The organism is Reinekea marina, from assembly GCF_030409715.1.
GTDB classification, from domain to species: Bacteria; Pseudomonadota; Gammaproteobacteria; order Pseudomonadales; family Natronospirillaceae; genus Reinekea; species Reinekea marina.
In genome coordinates this window covers 2423810-2447633 of the sequence record NZ_JAUFQI010000001.1, presented here as the reverse complement: position 1 = coordinate 2447633, position 23824 = coordinate 2423810, and the positions used below count along the sequence as shown (strand labels likewise).

Here is a 23824-nt window from a genome sequence, read left to right as displayed (position 1 = left end):
ATATAAGTACAAAAGGCTTTTTGTCTTTGAGTCAGTATAGGCAGGTTTTTGAGCAAATGACAACGACGCCAGTTCACATTTGCTCAAATTTAAAGCGGTACCAGTGGGGTGGTTATTCCAGTTCGAGAGAAGTTAAGCGCGCGGCAATAACGGCGTTATCGTTAATTTGTAAAATTTCGATTAAATAGTTACCTATTTTCAAACTCAAATTGGCATCCGGAATGGCTTCAACTTGTTCAAGGATTAATCCATTGAGCGTTTTAGGGCCATCGGTTGGTAAATCCCAATTCAGCAGTTTGTTGATGTCACGAATAGAAGCGGTACCGTCGATCACGTAGCTGCCGTCACGCTGAGGGTGTACTTCTTTGTTGCTGTTGGCTTGATCAGTTGTAAATTCGCCAACAATTTCTTCAAGTAAATCTTCTAATGTGACTAACCCTTGAATATCACCGTATTCATCTACAACTAAGGCCATTCTCAGTTGCTGAGACTGAAAGTTCATCAACTGAGTGTGCAGGCGTGTGCCCTCAGGAACAAAATACGGGTCTTTTGCAGCCTTTGTAAGCATTACTTTAGAGGGGCTGTCTGCGTATAAAAACTCAGCCGCATCGCGAATATGTAAAATACCAATAACTTTATCGACATCGCCTTTATACAAAGGGAATCGTGTGTATTCGGTTTGACGAATGCTGTCAGCTATTTCTTCTACGGTGCCTTCCATATCGATACCGGCAACTTCGTTTCTGGGTACCATAATGTCGTCTACGGTTACGTTTTCCAGCTCAAGAATGCCTAGCAGCATTGATTGTTTATCTTGGGGTAGGGTCGCGCTCGACTCATAAACGATTGTTTTTAATTCTTCAGGAGAGATGGATTCTGATGAAGCTTTACGATGACCGACTCGCATTAGCCAGAAAATTGCTTTAACGATGTGGTTAACCAGCCAAACTGCTGGCGCTAATAGGGTCGCAAATACTCGCAATGGGTAAGCGGCGATGAAAGAAATACGTTCTGGATGGCGCTGTGCCAATGTTTTGGGGGTAACTTCAGCAAATATGAGCACGACAAAGGTCAGTACAACAGTTGAAGCGGCAAGAGCTAGGTCTTGGTTGCCAGGCATGAGTCTGATCGCGATAACCGTTGCTAACGATGCGGCTGCAATATTGACCAGATTGTTGCCAATCAAGATGACACTGATCAGTGTTTCTGGTTTTTTTAGTAAACGTTGAGCTAATTTTGCGCCTCGATGGCCTTCATTAGCTAAATGCTTTAAGCGAAATCGATTTAACGACAGCATCCCGGTTTCGGAACTAGAGAAAAAAGCTGAGAATAATATAAGTAGGCCAAGCAGTGTAAACAGCCAGCCTAAAGGTAATTCGTTCAAAAGTGGTGACCCTTGTCACAATTAAAAGGGGATTTTCATCGTTTAGTGGCAGTTGAGTCAAGTATTTTGGAGAAATCTCACTGTAAAAGGTACTCTAAAACGAATTTAGACCCAACAAAGCCGATAATTAAGAAACTAAAGCCGATATAAATCAGCCGACTGGCGATTAACCCACGTACACCTAAGAAGTAATGAGCAATTAGTACATAAAAAAAGAAGCACCAAGCAATAATCGTAAGAACCGTTTTGTGGATTAGGTGCTGAGCAAAGAAGTTCTCTATATATATAGCCCCTGTTGCAACAGCAAGCGTGAGCAGTAAGAAGCCAACTAAGACCCATTCAAACATTAAACGCTCCATAGTTTGCAATGGCGGCAGTATTTCTGAAATACGATTACGAATTTGATGGTTGTGTAAGCAGCGGTTTTGATAGCTCACGAGTAATGCCTGAACGGTAGCAACGGCCATGACACTGTAGGCTAACAGCGCTAAAAAAATATGCGCCACCATGCCAGAGTTATAAATTTTGAAGGCTTCTGGTTGTGGCGTTAACATCCCTAAAAACAACAGACCTGCGCCAAAAGGCATGACAAAAGGAAACAAGTTTTGCAAAGGTTTTGAGCTGCTAGAAACTAAAACAACCGCAACTACCATCCACACACAAATAGACAATGCGTTTAAAAGGCTAAAGCTCAGCATTCCAGCGGTATATATTTCAGACAGTAACGCGGCTGAATGGGAGAGAAGGCCGACAATGGCAAACGTATAGAGCGCCCAATTATTTACTTTTTTACCTTTATAGAGCGCATAAGTAGCCACAGCACCGCTGATTAAATAAGTTAGGATGGCCATCCACAACAGCATGTTCAAAAACCTTTTTTGTAAAAATTAACTTGAGTAAAGAGAGTCGTTAGCCAAATTAATAGTAAGGCTGGTATACTCTAGCCTTTGATTGTAACTGTGAAGTGACCATGTTTAATAGCCTTTCAGAGCGTTTAAGCCAAACATTTAAGCAAATTACCGGTCAGGCAAAGCTGACAGAAGAGAATATTAAGTCGTCATTGCGTGAAGTACGCATGGCGCTACTCGAAGCCGATGTCGCGCTGCCAGTCGTTAAAGCCTTTGTTGATGCCGTTAAAGAGCGGGCCGTTGGCCAAGAAGTTTCTCAAGCATTAAACCCAGGCCAGCAATTTTTAAAGATTGTGCAAAGTGAGCTTGAGCATGTCATGGGCGATGTTAACGAAGCCCTAGATTTAAAAACTCAGCCGCCAGCTATCGTTTTAATGGCGGGTTTGCAAGGGGCCGGTAAAACAACCACCTCGGCGAAGCTTGCTAAGTTTTTGCAAGAGCGCGAAAAGAAAAAGGTGATGGTCGTTTCTGCCGATGTTTATCGTCCAGCGGCTATTAAACAGTTAGAAACGCTGGCGAATGAAGTAGGGGCGCTGTTTTTCCCGAGTGATATCAGCCAAAAACCCGAAGCCATTGTTAAAGATGCTGTTGTAGCCGCTAAGAAACAAGCTGTTGATGTGCTGTTGGTCGATACCGCGGGTCGTTTGGCAGTAGATGAAGCCATGATGGCTGAAATTACAATGCTGCACAAAGCCGTAAACCCAATTGAGACCTTATTTGTGGTAGATGCCATGACAGGTCAAGATGCGGCGAATACGGCAAAAGCCTTTAATGAAGCATTACCACTAACCGGTGTCGTGTTAACGAAAGCCGATGGTGATGCGCGAGGCGGCGCGGCATTGTCTGTACGCCATATCACAGGCAAGCCCATTAAATTTTTGGGTATGGGTGAAAAAACCGATGCTCTTGAGCCGTTCCATCCAGATCGAATTGCCTCTCGAATTCTTGATATGGGCGATGTGTTATCGCTCATCGAAGAAGTAGAGCGCAAGGTCGACAAGCAAAAAGCTGAAAAACTCGCGACTAAGATCAAAAAAGGAAAGTCTTTCGATTTAGAAGATTTTCGCGATCAGATCAAACAAATGGACAACATGGGCGGCTTAATGGGCATGATGGATAAAATGCCAGGCATGGGTCAAATGGCACAAGCCGCAACTCAAATTCAAGGAGCCGAAAAACAATTTGGCCAAATGGGCGCCATTATCGATTCCATGACGCCCTACGAGCGCAGAATGCCCGATAAAATCAACGGCTCGCGTAAAAAGCGTATTGCCAAAGGTTCGGGTACGCAAATTCAAGACATCAATCGTCTATTAAAGCAGCACAAGCAAATGGCGAAGATGATGAAGAAAGTCGGCAAGAAAGGCGGCATGCAAAAAATGATGCGTGGCATGGGCGGCATGATGGGCGGCGGCCAAGGCGGTATGCCTCCTGGCGGTGGTTTACCACCTGGCTTGGGTGGCGGTAAGCTTCCCTTCTAAAAGCAATGTTCAAATTTTAAGAAAGCACCTTTAGAGGTGCTTTTTTTGTTTTAAGCTTTTTGTTTTTCGAGTTTGGACATTAGTTATTCAATTCTGTATATTAAAACGCTGTTTTGAAAACGTTTTCAGATAATAGGTGAATAACAACAATGAAAAATCTATGGCTTTTGATTTTCTTCTGTATTTCTGTGGTCAGCTTCGCCAGCGATAGGGTTGACTTAACAATTTGGTATAACGTCGGGTCCAAAAGTGAGCAGGCGCTTTTCGAGGATCAGGTTCGTCGGTTTAATAGTCAACATCAGAACATCAATCTAAATACATTGGTTCTACCTCAATCTGCCTTTTCAGATTTTGTCGTGAAGGAGGCCAAGCAAGGTCGGCTGCCAGACCTACTCTATTTTCAATCGGGAAGTTTATCTCGCTATGTTTGGTCCGATTTACTGATGCCGATCAATCAGCTTTTAAGTGAGGAATTCCTAAATAACGTTACCCAAACGATTCGCCAGCAAGGAACATACCCTATAGATGGTAGAGAATACGCGTTAAGCCCCACTAGTGATGCGTTAACCTTGTTTGCCAATCGTCAGTTATTGGCGGATGCCGGTGTTACGGTGCCTCGAAGTATTGAAGAGGCGTGGAGCTTAGATGAGTTTCATAATGCTTTAGATTTGTTGGCCAAAAAGCATGGCAAGTGGCCTTTAGACATGCAGCTCTACTATGCCGACGATGATTGGTACGTTACAGCCTTTTCGCCTTTTATCCAATCTACAGGAGGTGAGATCATCTCAAATACAAAGTGGGATGCTCATATTGCGCTAGAGTCTTTATTTATGGATGACTTTAAAAAGGTGTTAAGTCCGTTGGTTCAAAACAACTGGATTGTGCCTAGCCATAAGTCGACTCGCCGTTTTGAAAAACGGCGGGCATCGTTGTCGCTCGCAACGACATCGCAATGGCCAAGCTTTAAAAGCGCACTAGGTGATGATGTTGTTGCAATTCCATTTCCAGTTTTAGGGCCATATCATGTAACGAGTAATGATAATTGGAGTTACGGTATAACCAGCCAGACTAAAAACCCACAGCAGGCGGCAGAATTTATGAAGTTTATTATGTCCGATGAAGAGGTGCTAATGAGCTCAAATGGAAATTACAGTGTGCCTGCTACCTTAAGTGCATTGTCAAAATCTCCCATCTTTGGTGAGCGTGGTCCTTTAAGTATTCCGGCAAGTCAGCTCGCCGCCAGCGCTCGACCCAAGCCGTTGCACCCTGCATACCCGGTAATTCGCGCCGCACTCGCCGATGCTATGGATGATATTCTAACGGGTACAGATTTTAATGTGGCACTTTCAAGTGCGGCCGATGTGATAGATTTGGATATTGAAAAAAATAATGGTTATCCACCATTCGATGATATGTGAAAAAGGTGAATAAATGTCGCTAGGGTTGCAAGTAGTGCTTATAACAGCTGGGGTAGTGGTAGTCATAGGGCTTAAAGCATTCTTTTTGGTCCGACTATTCGACAAAAAGCATAGAAAATAGCCTTTATTGTTTGAATCACAGCGGTGCGCGGGATGTTACCTTGCTTAACTAAGCAAAATACGTATAATTGCGCGGCCGTAATTTCTGGGTTCGCCCAGGTTATTTAAACGTTGGATTTTAGTCTACGGGTAACCCCCGATAGCTTTCCACAATGGCAGGTGATTTCAAAGCTTGCCCACAAACAGGAGAACGCGATGGTAGTCATTAGACTCGCACGTGGTGGTTCGAAGAAGCGCCCGTTTTATCATCTTACAGTGGCTGACAGCCGAAATGCCCGCGACGGTCGTTTCATTGAGCGTGTTGGTTTCTTTAACCCAATTGCCCGTGGTCAGGAAGAGCGCTTACGCGTCGACCTGGATCGCGTTGAATATTGGGCAAGCAAGGGAGCACAGACTTCTGATCGCGTCGCTCAATTGCTTAAAGAGTTTAAGAAAGCCGAAGCCTAATTGAAGATGAGGCTATAGGTCGTCATGAGTACACAAAGTTCTGAAGATTTCATTGTTTTAGGTAAGATCTCGTCGGTTTACGGCGTTAAAGGTTGGGTTAAGGTGTTTTCTTACACTGAACCTATGGATCGAATCTTAGAATATGGTGATTGGACACTTAGACAAGGTCAAAAACTGATCGGTGTTGAAGTAGACAAAGGACGTAGTCATGGCAAGGGGATGGTTGCGCATCTTAAAGGGGTCGATGACCGCGAAGTTGCGAAAAAGTATTCAGGCGCAGAAATCTGTGTCCCGAAAGACCGTTTACCTGAGTTGGACGAAGGGGAGTACTACTGGTACGAACTGGAAGGCCTAACCGTAATCAATACCGAAGGTGTTGTGCTCGGTGAAGTGGATCATTTAATGGCAGCCGGTCCTGGGAACGACGTTATCGTTGTGAAAGGCAATGCAAATAGCATTGATAAGCGGGAACGCTTAATACCGTATGTTGACCAATTTTTGCTAGAGATTGACCTTGGAAAAGGTGAAATGACAGTAGATTGGGATCCAGAGTTTTGAAAGAAGAAGGTGTAGATCAACCTGCACTGACGTTTGGTTTAGTTACGTTGTTCCCTGAAATGTTTGAATCATTTACAGAGTATGGCGTTACGGGTCGAGCGGTAAAGCAAGGGCTCATTTCAGCAAATTGTTGGAATCCTCGCGATTTTACCCACGACAAGCACCGTACCGTAGACGATCGGCCTTTTGGCGGTGGTCCCGGTATGTTGATGAAGGTTCAGCCATTGCGCGATGCCATCTCTGCGGCGAAAGCCAGCAGCAAAGGTAAAGCAAAGGTGATTTATATGTCACCTCAAGGGCGAAAACTCGATCAACAAGGCGTTATGGAGTTGTCTCAAAACGAACATTTGATATTTGTCTGTGGTCGTTACGAGGGAATAGATGAACGGTTGATTGAAACAGATATTGATGAAGAGTGGTCACTTGGGGATTTTGTTCTCAGTGGCGGTGAACTGGCAGCGCTAACCTTTATGGATGCTATCAGTCGCATGGTTCCTGGTGTACTAGGGCATGACTTATCATCGGTTGAAGATTCTTTTTTTGATGGCTTATTGGATTGTCCCCACTATACTCGACCAGAAGTACTCGATGATAAAGGTGTGCCGGAAGTACTGTTAAGCGGACATCACGAAAATATTCGTAGATGGCGAGCAAAACAAGCGCTAGGCCGGACAAGGCAAAGACGACCCGACTTACTGGAAGGTCGCCAGCTTTCGAAAGAACAGCTGACTCTTTTAGATGAATTTGAAAGTGAGCAACAACGCTCACGCGACTGATCAGGAGCTGAATCATGAGCAACAAAAATTTGATTATTCAGCAAATTGAAGCTGAACAGATTAAAAAAGAAATACCAGCCTTTGGCCCAGGTGACACTGTGGTTGTACAGGTTAAAGTAAAAGAAGGTGACCGTGAGCGTCTACAGGCCTATGAAGGTGTTGTAATTGCTCGTCGTAACCGTGGAGTTAACTCTGCATTTACCGTTCGTAAAATCTCGAATGGCGTAGGTGTTGAGCGTACTTTCCAGACTTACTCTGCATTAGTAGACAGCATTGAAGTTAAGCGCCGTGGTGCTGTACGTCAAGCTAAGCTTTACTACTTGCGTGAGCGTTCTGGTCGTTCTGCTCGTATTAAAGAGAAGATCCCAGGTAAGAAAGCAAACGCTTAATCGCTGTTTGATTTCTTCACTAAAAAGGCTGCCCACGGGCGGCCTTTTTTGTTTTTAAAAGGGTGTTTCGTAAGCGCTTATATAGATTAACCAATTTTCTAAGCCTAATCCGAGATGGTGAAAATCGGGCGTTCATTGGCATGGGTGCCAATGACGAGCCCCCATGGATGGGTTTACGGCGTCCCTTTTTTCACCATCTCGGATTAGGCGATTCTTGCCACCTTTTTAAAATAACCAGAAACAGCAATGTAGACCGTTTAGTAAGCAAATTAACCCTGAAATGGGATGTTGCGAAATCGTCACCAGACAAACGTCAAAAAAGCCGTTATTTCACGGCGCTGCTCGTTGACCTAGGCGGTGGGCTTCAGTACTGTTCGCATTCATAATTGTCATCATCTGCGCTAAAGAGGCGAGTTTTGAAACAGGTAAATGTAGGTATATGTGGTTTAGGCACCGTTGGTGCAGGTACGTTTAATGTCATTCAGCGCAATTTAGATGAAATTGCCCGCAGAGCCGGTCGATCAGTTAAGATTACACACATTGGAGCACGCCGCGATAACCCTGCTTGCGATACATCGCAAGTAAAAGTCTCTCGCGATATTTTCGATGTCGTCAAAGATCCTGATGTGCATATTATTGTTGAAACCATTGGCGGCACAACCGTAGCTAAAGACCTTGTGTTAACCGCTATAGAAAACGGTAAAGACGTGGTTACGGCCAACAAAGCTCTTATCGCCGTTCATGGCAATGAAATTTTTGCCGCAGCCGAAGCCAAAGGCGTTGTGGTTGCCTATGAAGCATCCGTGGCTGGCGGTATTCCTATTATCAAAGCCATTCGTGAAGGTTTAGTGGCCAACCAAATAGAGTCGTTAGCGGGAATCATTAACGGTACCGGTAACTTTATTTTATCGGAAATGTCAGAAAAAGGACGCGCCTTTGAAGATGTACTTAAAGAGGCCCAAGAGCTCGGCTATGCCGAAGCCGACCCTACTTTTGACGTAGAAGGCATAGATGCCGCGCATAAGCTTGCCATTTTAGCGGCCAATGCGTTTGGTGTGTCGTTACAGTTCGATAAAGTATATACCGAAGGCATTACCAAAATTACCAGAGAAGATGTGCAGTTTGCCGAAGAGCTTGGCTACAATATTAAGCATTTAGGCATTGCCCGCCGAACCGATGAAGGCTTGGAAATGCGAGTTCATCCAACGTTAATTCCAAACAAGCGTTTGCTGGCCAATGTAGATGGTGTTTTAAATGCTGTTCTCGTGATCGGTGATGCTGTTGGTCCAACCATGTATCACGGAGCGGGTGCGGGTGCTGAAGCAACGGCTTCTGCCGTGATTGCCGATATCGTTGACATAGCACGTGATATCGACAGCCCTGGGCTTGTGCCGCACTTAGGTTTTAGTACCGTCACTAAAGATTTGCCAGTGTTAGCGCCAGACGATTTCACAACGTCTTATTATTTGCATATTTCTGTAAAAGACGAAGTCGGGCAGATGGCAAGAATTGCCGACACCTTGAGCAAACATGGCATTAATATGGAAGCGATCATCCAAAAAGAAGCCCCAGATGACGCCGAACTAGTGCCGTTGGTATTATTAACGCAACCCGTTAAAGAGCGTCAAATGAACAGTGCAATAGCAGCCATCGAAGCGCTAGCTTCTGTACCTGAAAAAGTTGTTCGTATTCGTGTTGAACGTTTAGACTCATAACAGTGAGAGTAAAATTTTGAAATATATCAGTACGCGTGGCCAAGCACCGGCATTAGAATTTGAAGATGTGTTACTCACTGGTTTAGCCAGTGATGGTGGTTTATATGTACCAGAAACGTTACCGCATTATTCGTTAGAGACCATTCGAAGCTGGCGCGATTTACCCTACGATCAGCTGGCTTTCAAAATTATTCAGCCGTTCATCGGTGGCGCAATAGACGATGCCACGCTGCAAACTATGCTCACAGAAACTTACGCTGGTTTTGGTCATAAAGCCGTTGCGCCGTTAGCACAATTAGATCATAACGAATACGTGTTAGAGCTATTCCAAGGCCCTACACTGGCGTTTAAAGACTTTGCGCTGCAGTTGCTTGGCCGTTTGTTAGACCATGTGTTGACCAAGCGTAATGAAAAAGCCGTGATCATTGGCGCAACATCGGGTGATACCGGTTCAGCCGCCATTGAAGGCTGCAAACACAGCGACCACCTAGATATTTTTATCATGCACCCGAACAACCGTGTCTCGGAAGTGCAGCGCAAACAAATGACCACCATTAAAGGCGATAACGTTTTTAACTTGGCCGTTGAAGGTAACTTTGACGATTGCCAAAGCATGGTTAAGGCCTGTTTTGCGGACCAAGCATTCTTAAAAGGTGAGCGCCGATTAGTTGCCGTAAACTCCATCAACTGGGCGCGTATTATGGCGCAGGTGGTTTACTATTTTTACGCCAGCTTAAACTTAGGTGGCCCCGACCGCGAAATGGCGTTCTCAGTACCCACCGGTAACTTTGGCGATATTTTTGCTGGCTACTTGGCTAAAAAGATGGGCTTACCGGTTAAGCAGCTCATTGTAGCCACCAACCAGAACGATATTTTGCACCGCACCATCAGCCAAAATAAATATGAAAAACTGCCATTAGCGCACACCTTATCGCCATCAATGGATATTGTGGTGTCATCTAACTTTGAGCGTTTGTTGTTTGATGTGTATGGTCGCGAAGGTTCGGCACTAGCAAACCTAATGGATAAAATGAACGTAGAAACCGTTGAGCTAGATTTAGAAAAAATGGCCAGCGTACGCGAAACCTTTGATAGCCACGCCGTTAACGACAGCACTACCTGCGATACCATAAAAGAAGTATACGACGATACCGGTTACCTACTAGACCCGCATACGGCCATTGGTGTAAAAGCCGCCCGCGAATGCCGTCGCGATGCAAACGTACCCATGATTACCTTAGGTACCGCACACCCGGTGAAATTTACCGAAGCCATTGAAAAAGCAGGGTTAGAAACACCGGCATTGCCGCACCACTTATCCGACTTGTTCGAACGTGAAGAGCGATACGATGTCATTGCCAACGAGCTACACGCGTTGCAAGCCTACGTTGTAAAACACGTTTTTAGTGAGTAAGTTAAATAACCTTTCTATCGGCGGGTTTGAGATTCGAACCCGCCATGCTTCAGATGAATCACATCAGGTTCATCAAAACCCCTTATTAAACCGCTTATACCTTGCCCGTGGTGTAGAATCGGCCAACCAACTCGAAGATTCCTTAACTACTTTGCTGCCATGGCAAAGCCTAAAAGATATTCACAAAGCCGCCGACTTGCTGCAACAAGCGAAAGCAGAGCACTGGAAAGTGCTGATAGTGGGCGATTACGATACCGACGGAGCAACGTCTACCGCGTTAGCCATGCTGGGTTTAACCGAGATGGGGTTAAACGTAAATTACCTACTGCCGAACCGATTTGAATATGGCTATGGTTTATCGCCTGAAATTGTAGATTTAGCGTTGCAACAAAGCCCAGATTTAATCGTTACGGTCGATAACGGCATTGCCAGTTTAGAAGGCGTAGCTAAAGCCAAGGCCGCAAACGTAAAAGTATTAATTACCGATCATCATCTAGCCGCTGCAACATTGCCTAACGCTGACGCGATAGTGAACCCTAACCAACCTAATTGTAATTTCGAAAGCAAGGCGGCCTGTGGTTGCACGGTTATGTTTTACGTATTAATCGCACTGCGAGCAACCTTACGTGATCAAGGCGTACAACCGTTACCGAACTTAGGTAAATGGTTAGATTTAGTGGCACTGGCGTCGGTAGCCGATGTGGTACCACTCGATGCCAATAACCGCAAACTGGTGCAGCAAGGTATAAAACGCATACGGCAAGGCCAGTGCCGCCCAGGTATTCGCGCCTTATTCGACGTAGCCGGCAAAGACTGGCGGCAAGCCAAAAGTTTAGACATGGGCTTTGTGGTTGGGCCGCGCTTAAACGCTGCAGGCCGGTTAGACGACATGACCATTGGCGTGCAATGCTTGTTAACCGAAAACGATCACGAAGCCCGAGAAATAGCCCAGCAACTGCAAGATTTTAATGTAGAGCGCCGGCAAATTGAGCAATCGATGGTGGCCGATGCACAAAGCTACTTAGATGATATTAATATCAGCGCACCGCCATCTGGCTTGGTGCTGTGCCACAACGATTGGCACGAAGGTGTCATAGGCATACTAGCATCACGCGTGAAAGAAAAAATACATCGCCCAGTCATTGCCATGGCACCAGCCGATAACGGCACCTTAAAGGGCTCCGCCCGATCCATACCCGGCGTGCACCTGCGCGACGCTTTAGATTGGGTCAGCAAAAAAAATGCAAACATCCTCATTAAATTTGGTGGCCACGCCATGGCGGCTGGCTTAACCATACGAGAAGAATCGCTCGAAGAATTCCGCAGCCTATTCGAGCAATCAATTCACGCCTTAGCCGACCCAGAGGCTCTACAAGCCCATCTATGGACAGACGGCCCCCTACAAGAAACCGATCTCAACCTGCATCAAGCCCTAAATCTTGAGCAAGCCGGCCCCTGGGGGCAAGCCTTCCCTGAACCACAGTTTTATGGCGAATTCACCATAGTCTCTCAACGTATCGTAGGAGAGCGGCATTTAAAACTGGTCGTAAAAACCGGCCAACAAGAAATAGACGGCATCGCCTTTAACATTGACACAGAAGAATGGCCAACCAACGCCAAGCAATTAATCGGCGTTTACCAACTAAGCTGCAACCGCTTTCGTGGGCAGGAGACATTGCAGTTGATGTTTTCCAAGATAGAGGCGCGCTAAAAATTTAACTCAAAGAGATTTTACATATGGCATTGCGAGTTAATTAAATATTTACCTTAAGCTTTGCAGTAATCGTTAAGTTGCTTTTCAAATAGTAGAAGTTATTCAGCTTTATTGCTAAATGTTCAAGTTAATGTGGCATAGATTTGGTGTGTTCTGTTAACCCCTGTTAAGTTGATAGGACTAAACCTCAAATGACAGCGCTAGTATGTGAGTGGATGTCACCAGAAAATCATTGAAATAGTCATTTTGATTATAATAAGTCAGCTTAATAGTATTAAATTGTCTAAATAGTGCATTCTGTGATGAATTGAGAGTTAACAGTGTTCATAGAAATGTGACTATACTGAATCAAATTGCTTAGAAATTGATGTTCTCTGTATTTTATAGACGTATTGGTTTACAGGGAGGGAATAAATAGACGTAGGTGTAAAAGGCATGGCAAGTCAAAAAAAAGAAAAAAGCAACCAGCCCAATGAATCTGATCCTAACGAGAATCAGCGCAACCAATTAAAAGAGATTCAGAATTTACTATTTGGTGAGCAGTTGAGTCAAGTTGAAGTAAAAATAAATGCATTTCGTGATGAAATTGAAAAGCGTTTAGTAGAGCTAGAAAAAACATTTCAGTCTAGCATTGATTCACAAGCTGCGGAATTCACAGATTCATTGGCTGAGCAGGCAGATTCGCTGAAACAATTGCACGACCTTCAGCTGTCCGATAGCGAAAGTGTCGAGGGTGCGATTAATAAAATTCATGAATTGGTGCAGGCTAATGCAGTCGCACATAATAAATCTGAAATCGAAATAAAAAATAGCCTAAAACAAGAAATCGAAAATTTGAAGGCTATTATGGAGAAGAAGAATAAAGGTATGGAAGATCGATTGGAGCAATCTTCTCGACTCTTAACTCAAAGTAAAACCGATCGGAAAGAACTGGCCAACTTGTTCCAATCCCTAGTAAAGAGCCTACAAGAATAGTGGGTATTCAATGAAGCCAATTGAACGGGGATCCGTTGGAAATATTGAAGACTACACGCGTCAACAAGATGAGGTCGATCGACTAAGATCACTTGTCTTGGGTGATGAGTACCAAGAAGCGCTAGAATCTTTGTTGTCAAAGGAGAGTGATGAAGATCGGGTCGCTAACGTGGTTTCAGAGGCCATTAAAAAGCGAAGCAAGCAGGATGATTCTGTTACTCGTTCTTTGGCTCCCATTGTAGATAGCGCTCTAAAAACATCCATTGATGAAAACCCTAATCGAATTATAAATGTTATATTTCCTATTTTGGGTCCTGCCGTTAGAAGGGCCGTATCTGTTGCATTAGCGGATATGTTTCAGTCTTTAAATAGTATTTTAGAACAAAGCTTAAATATTAAATCTTTTTGGTGGCGGTTCAAAGCAAACCGAGCAGGTATTCCATATGCTCAATACGTATTGCTAAATTCTCTAAAGTTCCGAGTGGAACAAGTTTTGTTAGTACATCGGGAAACAGGTCTTCTACTAAATCACGTTGCGCAACCAGAAATACAAACTCAAGACCCTGAGCTTGTTTCGAGTATGCTCACAGCAATATTAGATTTTATCACTGACTCTTTTGAACAGGACAGATCCGGTACACTCGAAGGGATTCGATTTGGTGAATTTCAATTGCATATAAGCGCGGGTCCAGATGTGATTATAGCCGCAGCGGTTAGAGGAATCGTTAGTGAGCAAGTACGCATAACGTTAGATGAGGCGTCTGAGCAAATCCAGGCCGGATTTGCTCAAGAGATCGAGACTTTCAATGGTGATCTCGATCCTTTTTCTGAGACACACACAATTCTAAAAGCGTGTCTTTTATCACAAGCTCTCGAAGTTGAAAAAAAGCCAAAAATTCCGTTCGCTGCAATTGTGGTGTTATTAATTACCGTAGGGCTTATAGTTAATAGTGTTTATACTCAGTACATATATAGTCAGGAGTATCAACGGATTATAACAATACTTAAATTAGAACCTGGCTATGCCTTGGTTAGCCATGAAAGGGCTGGGGATCTTATAACAGGTTCACTACTTAGGGATCCTATGTCGCGATTAGTTTCATCCGTGTCGAAAGATATTTCCAGCGATCTGATGCAACTCTCCCTAGATGAGCAAATTGTCTATTTTCAATTGCCTGAGAACGCTGGCAGTGTTGAAAGTGTAGATGTAAGCGAAAGTATTCAAACACTCTTGAGTAATTTTGATCAGGTTAAAGCTTTTGAGCAAAATGGTGAATTAAGGCTTTCTGGAATAATTTCACAAGAGAGTTTAAAAAAAATTATGAGTAGCGCAGAATTTAACGACTTTTATAACCGTGTAGACTTTTCTGATGTCACTATTTTGCAAGCTGAAAATTTGGCAAAAGCAAGCATTACTCAATCCGACCAATACCAGCAATTGATTCAAGAGGTAGGGAGTGTTTCATTCTACTTTTTACCAAGTTCATTAGCGCTGACCCAAGAAAGTCAGGTTGAATTATTAAGATTGGTAAAAAACTTAAAGCAATTGAACAGTTTACATACTGACTATGGTTTCCCTGCCTTCGAACTATTAATAGTAGGGTTTGCAGACAGTCAAGGATCAGTAGATGCTAATCAACGAATAAGTCAGCTTCGTGCAAGCCATGTAAAAGACATGTTGGTTGAAAACGGTGTGGACTCTACGTTAATTGTCAGCTGGGGGTTTGGGCATGTAGATGGTTCTGAGTTGTCAGCAGACTCTCAACGCCGAGTTAGCGTCAGTTTATATTCAGAATTGGAAAGCGACGTTGTAAAGGGTATTCAATGATTGCCAAAAAAATATGTATGGTAGGCTCTTTTGCGGTTGGAAAAACAAGTTTAGTAAAGCGTTTTGTTGAAAGTATTTATAGTGAAAAATACCAGACCACAATAGGAGTGAAGATTTCAAAGAAATCTATAACTATTAATGATCAGCTTATTAAACTATTAATATGGGATATTGAAGGGGACGATGTGTTTACTGAGCTTAAAGCAAACTACTTACGTGGATCGAGTGGCATACTTTTAGTGGTTGATGGTACTCGTCCGAAAAGCTATGACAACCTTCAGCGCCTAATGAGTCCTATACAACGGGTATTAGGAGAAGTTCCCATTGTTTTAATTGCCAATAAAGTTGACTTAATTCAAGAATGGAAGATGGACGACAGTTTCTTAGCTGACATGGCTGAAAAAAATATGGGAACCTTTGTTACTAGCGCTAAAGATGGTACTAATGTAGATGCAGCCTTTCAAGATTTAGCCGAAAAGATGATGTATTTCGACACGCATCAGGGTCGTCCGTGAATAAACTACTTGATATTGTTCATGCATTAGATGTGATCGCATTTGAACCACTTCCTTTGGGTAGGTTCGAAGCACTCTCATTAACGCCAACATGGTTTGAAAAACTGTATCAAACATGCATTGAACAGCCACTAGACGAGAATGACAAAGAGTTCGATCTGGTTTCAGCGTTTCCTTTTGTCGAGAACTTTATGTTTGACGCAGAAAAAATTTGGGCAAGTGATAATGATGGAACCGTTAACTCTGGCCTTTGGATAGAAGACAGTGATGCTGGCGAAGTGATGATGGAAGCCTTTGCGTTAAAAACAAATGATCATTGTTATCTTTTGATAAAGAATATGGCTGATAGCTATGAAAAACGCCAACATGTATTTCAAAAAGCACGAGAAATTGCATTGGCAAATGAAAAGATGGTTGTAGAGTTAAATCATCGGCAACGTTCTCTTCAGTCGCAAATAGAAAGTCACTTAAAGCACGAAGCGTCCTTATCTGCCATCTCACAGTCCGTTGATTCAACCAGCTCTGCGGTTATGGTATGCCAGCCAGACGGCAGTGTCGAAGTATTCAACAAAGCACTGATCGATATTTATCAAATTGAAGAAGATAAGGAATTTAGTCGGCGTTCTTTATTAGATCATTGGATTCAAGAAGCCGAGCAATACTATCCAGAAATACAACGCGTAGTTAGTTCTGGGAAGCATTGGGAAGGTGAGTTTGAATCAAAAGATTTAATGGGTAAACGTAAGTGGATTCGCCTTGCAATTGGTCCTGTCAAAAATGAACATCAAAAAATTACTCATTTTGTCTGTGTGGCAAATGACCTGAGTAAGTTTATGAATGTTGGCTTGTCAGACTCTGGCAATGTAAACGAATATGATTTTACAACCCACTTGCCAAATCGCCGGTATTTCTGGAAAAAAATTAACGCCTGCCTAGAGCAAGGAGACGCCTGCACGCTTGTTTATATTGATCTTGATTATTTTAAATCAGTGAATGATCGAATTGGTCATGATGCAGGAGACCAAGTATTAGGAGCAATGGCGTCACGAATTTCCCGAGGTGTAAAGCGAACAGATTTTGTAGCGCATCTGGGTGGTGACGAATTTCTAGTGATTTTGGTCGGTGACAAAGTGAGTAAAAATGCTGCTGCTATTTGCGATCGATTGTTAGGCAGTATTAGAGAACCGTTGACGTTAGCAGAGGGTATTATTTCTGTCAGCGCAAGTATAGGATTCGCAGAGCATGTCAATGGGCAGTCAGCCGCTGATTTGCTAAAGCATGCCGATACCGCAATGTACGCAGCCAAGGAGCTAGGTCGCAATCATGCCCGTTCATACAGCCAAGACCTAGATAAAAAGTTAGACGTATTTCATCAGCGTGAGTATGAAATTAGGTCTGCAATTGAGAGCCAACAATTTGAATTGTACTACCAACCACAAATTAGCATAAAAGGTGAACCATATTTTCGGCTAGAAGCGTTGGCTAGGTGGAATCACCCTGAGTTAGGTTTAGTAGCACCAATTGATTTTATACCGGTGGCGGAGTCTTCCGGACTAATTGTCTCTTTAGGTGAGTGGATATTAGCCACGGCGTGTAAACAGGGTAATATACTTCTTTGCGACAATATACCAATTAAAGTTGCTGTTAATATTTCAGCTAAGCAATTGAAACACCCTGATTTTTATAAGTTACTTACAGACGTGTTAGAGAATACTGGATTTCCAGCTGACCGATTGGAGTTAGAAATTACAGAAAGCTGCTTTTTGGATGACATGGACAAAGTAACCGTTCTTTTAAATAAGATTAAAGACCTTGGTGTTGCTATTTCTTTAGATGATTTTGGTACTGGTTTTTCTTCTCTAAACTACTTAAGACGCCTACCTGTTGATTTTCTAAAAATTGATCAATCTTTTGTGCAAGAACTTCCTGATGATCGAGAAAGTCAGGTCATTATTTCATCTATTATCTCATTAGCGCATTTGTTAGAGAAAAAGGTCATTGCTGAAGGAGTTGAAACTGAGGAGCAGCTAGCGCTTTTAAATCAATATCAATGCGACTTTATACAAGGGTACATGTTTTATAAGCCATTACCGTTTGGTGAATTAACCAATGCCTATCAAAACTTTAAAAAAAATAACCTTCTTTATAGGTAAAAAGTTCAGGTGACTCCGGAAAATTTGCAGCTGTGATCTCCCCTTCATTTATATCAGTAGATTGTAGAATAGTCCGAGCAAGTAATTTGCTCGGACTATTTAGGTATTACATTATTAAACATGGATCGCTAAGGCTACTTAATACAAAGTATTAGTTAGTAATAGAGTAGATAACACTTACATTGTTTTTCTACTTATCATTGGTATATGAATCTATTCTCCGGTTGGAAATATTTGAGCCGTAAGTGAGATTTACCCGACAAAAGCATGTACTTCAACGATTGATTTATCAGTTTGATCTAACTCTGGATAAGCGCCATTGCTTAAGAATTAGAATATTCGTTAGACATTTTATTGACGACCTAACGTAGGTGTCATGTTTTCGTCGATATTTCCCTTGATATTCTGCTAAAAATTACTTTAAAACAAGCAACTATTTGACGCATCTTCTTGTTTTGTGGGTATTTGTTAGTTGGTATAGAAAGTGTGAGTTAATCATTTAGTTTGTGTGGATAAACCACTGTACAGGGGAAGGGTGTGCTCAAGCGCAGTTTAATAATCGGCACGGTTATAATCCTCGCAATCTCTTCATGGATTGTAAGACTAAGCTTAAGCCAGCCAGACTTGGTAGCCTCTTCCACAAAATCATCAGCTGGGTCTGAAGACACACCGGTTAATGCGCCTTTAACCACATTACCTTCTCAATTACCTAATATGACATCGCAAACTTCAGCTAGTGGGAACGTTGGATCTATGGGCGTCATTGGCACTGCCACTAATACATCAGCAGCTGAACCCAACGCGAAAAGAATAGAAACACTGCCAGTAGCAATGCAACAAGAAATCCAATCCTTAAGCGGAAGAGACAACTCAGCAACGACGGTAGTTGAAACTCAGCCGGGTGTTTTCCTAATGACGAATGGTCCTCGTACCGTGCCCGTCGCTGTCATCAACGAAGATGGAACGGTTACAATTCATGAATATTAACAGTCTAAAAATATCGATCATTGTTTTTTGTTTAGCTTTGTCTGCACTTGCTCAGGCGGCATCTGTAACAGTAAATGGAAATGGATCTACCTTTATTATAAATAAAAATGGTGGGTTCGATGGTGTAGACGGTGCTGATCGTGAAGCCGCATTCGTAGCCGCTGTGCAGGTTTGGGCTGACATATTAGTAAGCCCTACCGATATTGTTATTGATGCCGAATTTAGCTCAGCCCTTTTCTGCAACTCTACATCCGCGACGTTGGGTTCCGCAGGACCTTTGAGTACTTATTTTTCTTCAGGTGCTGAATCATTCGGTCTTCAGAATGATGTTTGGTACCCCACTGCACTGATTAATGCTTATTATGGATCCGATTACTTTACTGGCAATGCCGATATCTCGGCACAATTTAATGCAGATATTGGAAACGCAGACTGCTTAGCCAGTAGTGGTTGGTATTATGGAATGGATGGGAATACTCCATCGGGTTATATCGACTTTTACGAAGTGGTTTTGCATGAGCTTGGGCACGGTTTAGGCATTCTCTCTTTAGTGATGTCTGATGGTAACAATAACGGGGGAATTATCGACATTTTCACAACCTTCCTTAAAGACCAAACCACCGCTAAAGCTTGGAGTGCAATGAGTAGTGCTGAGCGAAATTCTTCTGTTGTGAATGATGGCAATGTAGTGTGGGATGGCGCTGCCGTTACCGCCTTAAGTGGTGACTTGACCGCAGGTGTTAATAGTGGAAAGGTGCAAATGTATGCGCCTTCCTCCTACGAAGGTGGCTCTTCGATATCGCATTTTGACACCGAGCTCAACCCGAATGAATTGATGGAGCCTCAGTATACGGGAGACGCGAGTCATGATCATTCCACGGCGCTGTTACAAGACATCGGCTGGAATATATATAGTTCAAATAATGCTATTCCGGTTATTACTGGGCAATCTGCATTGGCTACCGATGAGGACACGGCAATAACGCTTGCGCTAGCAGACCTAACGGTTGCCGATTCTGACAACAATTTCCCTTCTGACTTTACGTTAACAGTTTACAGTGGCGTTAATTATTCAGTGTCTGGGAATATGGTCACCCCCAATGAGAATTTTAATGGAATTTTAACAGTTCCCGTTAGCGTGAATGACGGCGCCGATGACAGTGAAAATTTCAACTTGAGCATAACGGTAAATTCAGTGAATGATAAACCGCTGATTAATGCTCAGAGTAATATTTCAGTGGATGAAGATAACAGCTTATTACTATCCGTCTCAATGTTGACCATTGCTGACCCGGACGACACTTCATTTACACTCAATGTCGGCTCAGGTGCCAACTATTCTGTGTCGGGTAGTGAAATAACACCCGCGTTAAATTTTAGCGGCGCCTTAACTGTTCCGGTAACCGTGAACGATGGCGAAGCAAACAGCGACAGTTACAATTTAATCGTAACTGTAAATGCCATAAACGATAAACCATCGATCACTACAACACCAACGGTGAGCATTGATGAAGATACAAGCCATAGTTTCACGGTGAGCGACTTCACGATTAGCGATCCTGATGATGCGACTTTTAGCTTGGTCATTGTTGGTGGTGACAATTACAGTATTTCAGGCAATACGGTTACACCAAATACACACTTTAATGGAACCCTATCTGTTGGTGCTTATGTTAACGACGGGCAAACAAACAGTAGTACTGTATCATTTAGCCTTTCCGTAAACTCAATTAATGACGCTCCTGTAATCAGCGGTGCACCATCGACAACCGTAACTTACCCAGGCAGCTACAGCTCAACTTTTTCAGCAACCGATGTTGATAGCGGTTCAATAACTTTTTCTGTGAGTAGCGCTCATGGTTGGCTCTCGATCAACAATGCAGGGCAGCTAACAGGAACGCCGTCCAACTCTGATATCGGTACTCAGGCCGTTACAGTGACCGCTAGCGACGGTGCACTATCAGACAATCTAAACTTTAACCTAACGGTTGCCGATGCCAATAGTTCAGATTTATCTGTCACCCTCAATACGGCTGAAGAGTTAGTGGGTCTCAATGAATCAGCCGTGATAAACGTAAGTGCAATCAATGATGGTCCGAAAGTCAATGCTGATGGTTATCTGTTGATAACGGTAGATGCCAATACGACTACTAGCGCCATACATCCAAATTGCACTTTTAATACTGCAATACAAGTACGATGTGACTTCACTGGTCTTTTAAGCAGCAAAGACTACAGCCTAACAGTTTCTCAAAGTAGCTCTGATACAGAAAACATAAGTGCAGAGATTTTTGGAACCCAAACAGACCCCGACGGTTCAAATAACTGGCAGGACCTCACCCTAATATTTAATGACAACCAAACTTCACCGCAACTTACTGACACTGTACTCGCTACTCAGAATACGCAAGCAGCGAGCTTTGGAGATTTAGACGGAGACAACAAGAAAGAAGTTCTCTTTGCTAACGGAGGAACTACTGTAGAATATGGCTATAAATTTAACGCTGATTTTAGTTCTTTAACTCAATCTGAAGTGTTTACGACTCATAGAAATGCTTCTTCTGTTTTGATTGTTGACTTAAACAACGACCAACTAAACGATGTAGTTTTCGCGCACCATGGTGCTAACAGCGTATTCTTTAACCAAGGTAATGGCACATTTGGTTCGGACATAAGTTTGGGCTCTTCGGAAAGCCATTCTGTTGTGGCAATCGATATTAATCACGACAATTATCTTGATCTAGTCTTTGCCAATTCAGGTGTGAATCAGATTTATGTAAACAATCAAGCCAATGGCTTTACAGTGAGTGATAGCTTTGGGGATGCAGACACCAGCGATATTGACGTAATTGATTACAATCTAGACGGCTACCCGGATCTCATTGTTACGAATCTTGATGACAGCGACCTCGTTTATTTGAACGCTGGTGAAGATCAAACTTCTGGAATACTTGCTAGCAGCCCTATATTAATCGGTTCAACCGTTACAGAGAGTCATACTGTTGTTGTTGCAGATATAAATAATGACGGCACTGAAAACGAATTTTTCATAGCACGCAGTACAGGTGAAAATATCCCTAGTCTTGAGTTGTACCGGGTCAACTCAAATGTTCTGTTAAGCGTCGCAACCATCGATGCAGGTGATGTGGTAAGTTTGGCCATTGCGGATTTCGACGGAAACGATGCTCTGGATATTATTGCTTTAAGCAATCAAGGCACCGTGCAAATCTTTACTCAAAATGATTCAGTTTACACGCGTGAGCACACATTTAATCGAGAGCACGCAACAAGCGTAACTATGCAGGATATGAATTACGATGGTTTAGCTGATATAGCGATCACTCAAAACAATCAAGCGGCCACGCAGCTTTATATTAGTGATGAAATGAACGAATCAAATTCTTCCGAAGAATCTGTGGTTGTTGAAGTAGATGTTTCTGAAGAATCTTCAGTAGAAACAGAAGTAAATCAAAACGAAGATCAAAACGCACAAGAAACGCAAAGTACAACAGTTGTGGTTGTAAAAAGTAGCGGTAGCTTTGGGTTATTATTTCTCGCATTGAGTTTATTATTAGTTTTAGCACGAAAAACAGAGAAATTTAATTAAGTAGGCTAAGCGAAATTTTATGTTTTTGAAGTTCGAGGCTCGATAAAAAATATTGTTGCGTGATGCTAATTGCCAAACTTTCGATTATTGACTTAGTTAATGAAAAGCTTAGCTTGTTTGCACATTCTTAACCCCTTTTTTAAAGCCAGTTAAATAAAAAAGCCCTCTATATGTAGAGGGCTTATTAAAAGAAATTAGATCATTAAAGAATTATAATATCGATAGCACAGTATCAGCTATGCTATGGCTCTATGCAAAGCTCTGTAATTATTAAGTACTTTCATAAACCAGCTGATTTTGTTCAGCCGTTCACGCCATTGCTCGGCCACTTCATTTACCACATGCAGTTCAGCCTCGCATAGATCATCACCACGAACGTAGCGATTCACTAATAGATTGCCTCTAAATAACCTAGACCAACGTTCAAGTACCTCAAAGTCGGTTAACTGCGCTTGTTTTGAGCTATAATTGAATATCAACACATGATAATGGTTGGACATTACAACAAAAGCATAGACATCAATGCAGAATACTTGGCCTAGCGCTAATATTTTTTGCTCAACCCCGCCAAGTCAGTGGACGTTATTTACTTGGGTATATGGTTCTAACCCACACAAAAAGGCTCGACGAATACAGTGAGAGATGCAGTTATAGGTGGGTGTAGCATCAATTGAGACCTGATTCTTCTCTGGTTAGGACATAGTCTAATCATTGAATATGCAATTATTTCTGTACATATAACCAGTTTTTGGTGCGGGCGCCAAGGTCTAGAGTGTGTGGCCTGTTAAGTTAAGAACTGAATTCTGAGACAACCCAGTTCTTCGGGTCACTTCTCGGATGGATAGGTCATCCCGAAGATGCGTATGGCGAATTACATTGACTATTGCCACATTAATCACTCCGCATAATCTAGCTATAACGCTGCAGGTTTAGGTTAGACTATGTAGGTCAATATTCGATGCAAACAACAGTGTTTAGTGAGAGAAATTTGGGAGCAAATCAAAATTCTAGCAAATGATCGTTAGTGTAATTAAAAATAGACAGCGTTGGTCATTCAGGCAATTTTGGTGAGTGCAAAATCACAAATATAGGTTATTTTTTTGCGGCTCTTGTCGGATATATCCACATATGTCGCCTTGCGCAGTTTTTTATGGAGTTGTCGAATTGACATGCTAACCTTTAAGCGCCTAGTATGCCTATACTTGGGTGGTGTATGTGAGAATAAATTATCTGTTTCAGGTGGAAGGGCATTCAAAGCTAATTATTGAATCCTGCACCAAAAAATAGTTGTGCCCGTATTAATTTGTGGTTTTAAGTGCAACGGTTAACAAAGTATTTAAGCTAGCTTGCGCACAATAGACAATGTACCCAAGCTAGAATAAAGTGATTAGCCAGCCTAGTTAAGCTGGCAATCAAATTTAAAGGCCATCAAGCC

At 42.7% G+C, this 23824-nt stretch carries 23 protein-coding genes; 19 read left to right on the top strand and 4 right to left on the bottom strand.

From position 1 onward, the window contains the following. The first annotated feature begins 26 nt into the window (after positions 1 to 26). Entirely contained in the window at positions 27 to 188 is a 162-nt protein-coding gene (locus tag QWZ13_RS13215) for a hypothetical protein (RefSeq protein ID WP_290282170.1), read from the top strand. On the opposite strand, the gene QWZ13_RS13210 is transcribed toward QWZ13_RS13215, so the two are convergent. Then, positions 113 to 1384, bottom strand: a complete 1272-nt coding sequence (locus QWZ13_RS13210) for an HlyC/CorC family transporter (RefSeq protein WP_290282169.1) — start codon at positions 1382 to 1384, stop codon at positions 113 to 115. The two genes, QWZ13_RS13215 and QWZ13_RS13210, sit on opposite strands and share 76 nt — an antisense overlap. Positions 1385 to 1461: 77 nt before the next feature. Further along, on the bottom strand, positions 1462 to 2247 hold the full coding sequence (locus QWZ13_RS13205; RefSeq protein WP_290282168.1) for a cytochrome C assembly family protein: 786 nt from the start codon (positions 2245 to 2247) through the stop codon (positions 1462 to 1464). Between the two features lie 107 nt (positions 2248 to 2354). Between QWZ13_RS13205 and ffh the strand changes: the two genes are divergently transcribed. The 17 genes from ffh to QWZ13_RS13120 all read left to right on the top strand — a co-directional run bounded on the left by ffh (position 2355) and on the right by QWZ13_RS13120 (position 22389). Next, on the top strand, positions 2355 to 3773 hold the full coding sequence (gene ffh, locus QWZ13_RS13200; protein ID WP_215998723.1) for a signal recognition particle protein: 1419 nt from the start codon (positions 2355 to 2357) through the stop codon (positions 3771 to 3773). 149 nt (positions 3774 to 3922) lie between these two features. Next, positions 3923 to 5191 (top strand): ABC transporter substrate-binding protein, encoded by a 1269-nt coding sequence (locus QWZ13_RS13195; RefSeq protein WP_290282167.1) that lies wholly within the window; start codon positions 3923 to 3925, stop codon positions 5189 to 5191. Positions 5192 to 5506: 315 nt separating this feature from the next. Beyond that, the gene (rpsP, locus tag QWZ13_RS13190; protein ID WP_215998722.1) at positions 5507 to 5758 is read left to right on the top strand and encodes a 30S ribosomal protein S16; all 252 of its coding nucleotides are present in this window, start codon (positions 5507 to 5509) and stop codon (positions 5756 to 5758) included. A 24-nt stretch (positions 5759 to 5782) separates the two neighbouring features. Then, entirely contained in the window at positions 5783 to 6316 is a 534-nt protein-coding gene (gene rimM / locus QWZ13_RS13185) for a ribosome maturation factor RimM (RefSeq protein ID WP_290282166.1), read from the top strand. A gap of 26 nt (positions 6317 to 6342) precedes the next feature. After that, a complete protein-coding gene (trmD, locus tag QWZ13_RS13180; RefSeq protein WP_290283369.1) occupies positions 6343 to 7092 on the top strand; it encodes a tRNA (guanosine(37)-N1)-methyltransferase TrmD in 750 nt (249 codons plus the stop codon). A 14-nt stretch (positions 7093 to 7106) separates the two neighbouring features. Continuing rightward, positions 7107 to 7481 (top strand): 50S ribosomal protein L19, encoded by a 375-nt coding sequence (gene rplS, locus QWZ13_RS13175; protein WP_215998720.1) that lies wholly within the window; start codon positions 7107 to 7109, stop codon positions 7479 to 7481. A gap of 62 nt (positions 7482 to 7543) precedes the next feature. Next, positions 7544 to 7867, top strand: coding sequence for a hypothetical protein (locus QWZ13_RS13170; protein WP_290282165.1), 324 nt, complete (start codon positions 7544 to 7546; stop codon positions 7865 to 7867). Positions 7868 to 7897: 30 nt separating this feature from the next. Continuing rightward, positions 7898 to 9196: a homoserine dehydrogenase gene (locus QWZ13_RS13165; RefSeq protein ID WP_215998719.1), complete on the top strand. Its 1299-nt coding sequence runs from the start codon at positions 7898 to 7900 to the stop codon at positions 9194 to 9196. Between the two features lie 16 nt (positions 9197 to 9212). Next, a complete protein-coding gene (gene thrC, locus QWZ13_RS13160; protein ID WP_290282164.1) occupies positions 9213 to 10610 on the top strand; it encodes a threonine synthase in 1398 nt (465 codons plus the stop codon). Further along, a complete protein-coding gene (gene recJ / locus QWZ13_RS13155) occupies positions 10603 to 12321 on the top strand; it encodes a single-stranded-DNA-specific exonuclease RecJ (RefSeq protein WP_290282163.1) in 1719 nt (572 codons plus the stop codon). The genes thrC and recJ overlap by 8 nt, the downstream gene beginning before the upstream one ends. Before the next feature lie 438 nt (positions 12322 to 12759). Further along, on the top strand, positions 12760 to 13299 hold the full coding sequence (locus tag QWZ13_RS13150; RefSeq protein ID WP_290282162.1) for a hypothetical protein: 540 nt from the start codon (positions 12760 to 12762) through the stop codon (positions 13297 to 13299). Between the two features lie 10 nt (positions 13300 to 13309). Further along, entirely contained in the window at positions 13310 to 15127 is a 1818-nt protein-coding gene (locus tag QWZ13_RS13145) for an OmpA family protein (RefSeq protein ID WP_290282161.1), read from the top strand. After that, on the top strand, positions 15124 to 15642 hold the full coding sequence (locus QWZ13_RS13140) for a Rab family GTPase (RefSeq protein WP_353958990.1): 519 nt from the start codon (positions 15124 to 15126) through the stop codon (positions 15640 to 15642). Before QWZ13_RS13145 ends, QWZ13_RS13140 begins: the two co-directional genes overlap by 4 nt. After that, the gene (locus QWZ13_RS13135) at positions 15639 to 17795 is read left to right on the top strand and encodes a sensor domain-containing protein (protein ID WP_290282160.1); all 2157 of its coding nucleotides are present in this window, start codon (positions 15639 to 15641) and stop codon (positions 17793 to 17795) included. The genes QWZ13_RS13140 and QWZ13_RS13135 overlap by 4 nt, the downstream gene beginning before the upstream one ends. Positions 17796 to 18040: 245 nt before the next feature. Beyond that, positions 18041 to 18166, top strand: coding sequence for a hypothetical protein (locus tag QWZ13_RS13130; RefSeq protein WP_290282159.1), 126 nt, complete (start codon positions 18041 to 18043; stop codon positions 18164 to 18166). A gap of 166 nt (positions 18167 to 18332) precedes the next feature. Next, a complete protein-coding gene (locus QWZ13_RS13125) occupies positions 18333 to 18782 on the top strand; it encodes a hypothetical protein (RefSeq protein WP_290282158.1) in 450 nt (149 codons plus the stop codon). Next, positions 18715 to 22389, top strand: a complete 3675-nt coding sequence (locus QWZ13_RS13120; protein ID WP_290282157.1) for an FG-GAP-like repeat-containing protein — start codon at positions 18715 to 18717, stop codon at positions 22387 to 22389. The genes QWZ13_RS13125 and QWZ13_RS13120 overlap by 68 nt, the downstream gene beginning before the upstream one ends. A 236-nt stretch (positions 22390 to 22625) precedes the next feature. Here QWZ13_RS13120 and QWZ13_RS13115 read toward each other — a convergent pair whose 3' ends face one another. Both QWZ13_RS13115 and QWZ13_RS13110 read right to left on the bottom strand, forming a co-directional pair. After that, positions 22626 to 22889 (bottom strand): hypothetical protein, encoded by a 264-nt coding sequence (locus tag QWZ13_RS13115; RefSeq protein WP_290282156.1) that lies wholly within the window; start codon positions 22887 to 22889, stop codon positions 22626 to 22628. Between the two features lie 267 nt (positions 22890 to 23156). Then, positions 23157 to 23288: a hypothetical protein gene (locus tag QWZ13_RS13110; protein ID WP_290283448.1), complete on the bottom strand. Its 132-nt coding sequence runs from the start codon at positions 23286 to 23288 to the stop codon at positions 23157 to 23159. Positions 23289 to 23489: 201 nt separating this feature from the next. Here QWZ13_RS13110 and QWZ13_RS13105 point away from each other — a divergent pair, with 201 nt between their 5' ends. After that, positions 23490 to 23657, top strand: coding sequence for a hypothetical protein (locus QWZ13_RS13105; RefSeq protein ID WP_290282155.1), 168 nt, complete (start codon positions 23490 to 23492; stop codon positions 23655 to 23657). The last annotated feature ends 167 nt before the right edge of the window (positions 23658 to 23824 follow it).

What these genes read in the sequence shown, in the direction of transcription:
- QWZ13_RS13205 (WP_290282168.1), bottom strand. Translation starts at nt 2,247, where the DNA reads ATGCTGTTGTGGATGGCCATCCTAACTTATTTAATCAGCGGTGCTGTG.
- ffh (WP_215998723.1), top strand. Translation starts at nt 2,355, where the DNA reads ATGTTTAATAGCCTTTCAGAGCGTTTAAGCCAAACATTTAAGCAAATT.
- QWZ13_RS13195 (WP_290282167.1), top strand. Translation starts at nt 3,923, where the DNA reads ATGAAAAATCTATGGCTTTTGATTTTCTTCTGTATTTCTGTGGTCAGC.
- rpsP (WP_215998722.1), top strand. Translation starts at nt 5,507, where the DNA reads ATGGTAGTCATTAGACTCGCACGTGGTGGTTCGAAGAAGCGCCCGTTT.
- rimM (WP_290282166.1), top strand. Translation starts at nt 5,783, where the DNA reads ATGAGTACACAAAGTTCTGAAGATTTCATTGTTTTAGGTAAGATCTCG.
- rplS (WP_215998720.1), top strand. Translation starts at nt 7,107, where the DNA reads ATGAGCAACAAAAATTTGATTATTCAGCAAATTGAAGCTGAACAGATT.
- QWZ13_RS13150 (WP_290282162.1), top strand. Translation starts at nt 12,760, where the DNA reads ATGGCAAGTCAAAAAAAAGAAAAAAGCAACCAGCCCAATGAATCTGAT.
- QWZ13_RS13145 (WP_290282161.1), top strand. Translation starts at nt 13,310, where the DNA reads ATGAAGCCAATTGAACGGGGATCCGTTGGAAATATTGAAGACTACACG.
- QWZ13_RS13140 (WP_353958990.1), top strand. Translation starts at nt 15,124, where the DNA reads ATGATTGCCAAAAAAATATGTATGGTAGGCTCTTTTGCGGTTGGAAAA.
- QWZ13_RS13120 (WP_290282157.1), top strand. Translation starts at nt 18,715, where the DNA reads ATGGTCCTCGTACCGTGCCCGTCGCTGTCATCAACGAAGATGGAACGG.
- QWZ13_RS13115 (WP_290282156.1), bottom strand. Translation starts at nt 22,889, where the DNA reads ATGTCCAACCATTATCATGTGTTGATATTCAATTATAGCTCAAAACAA.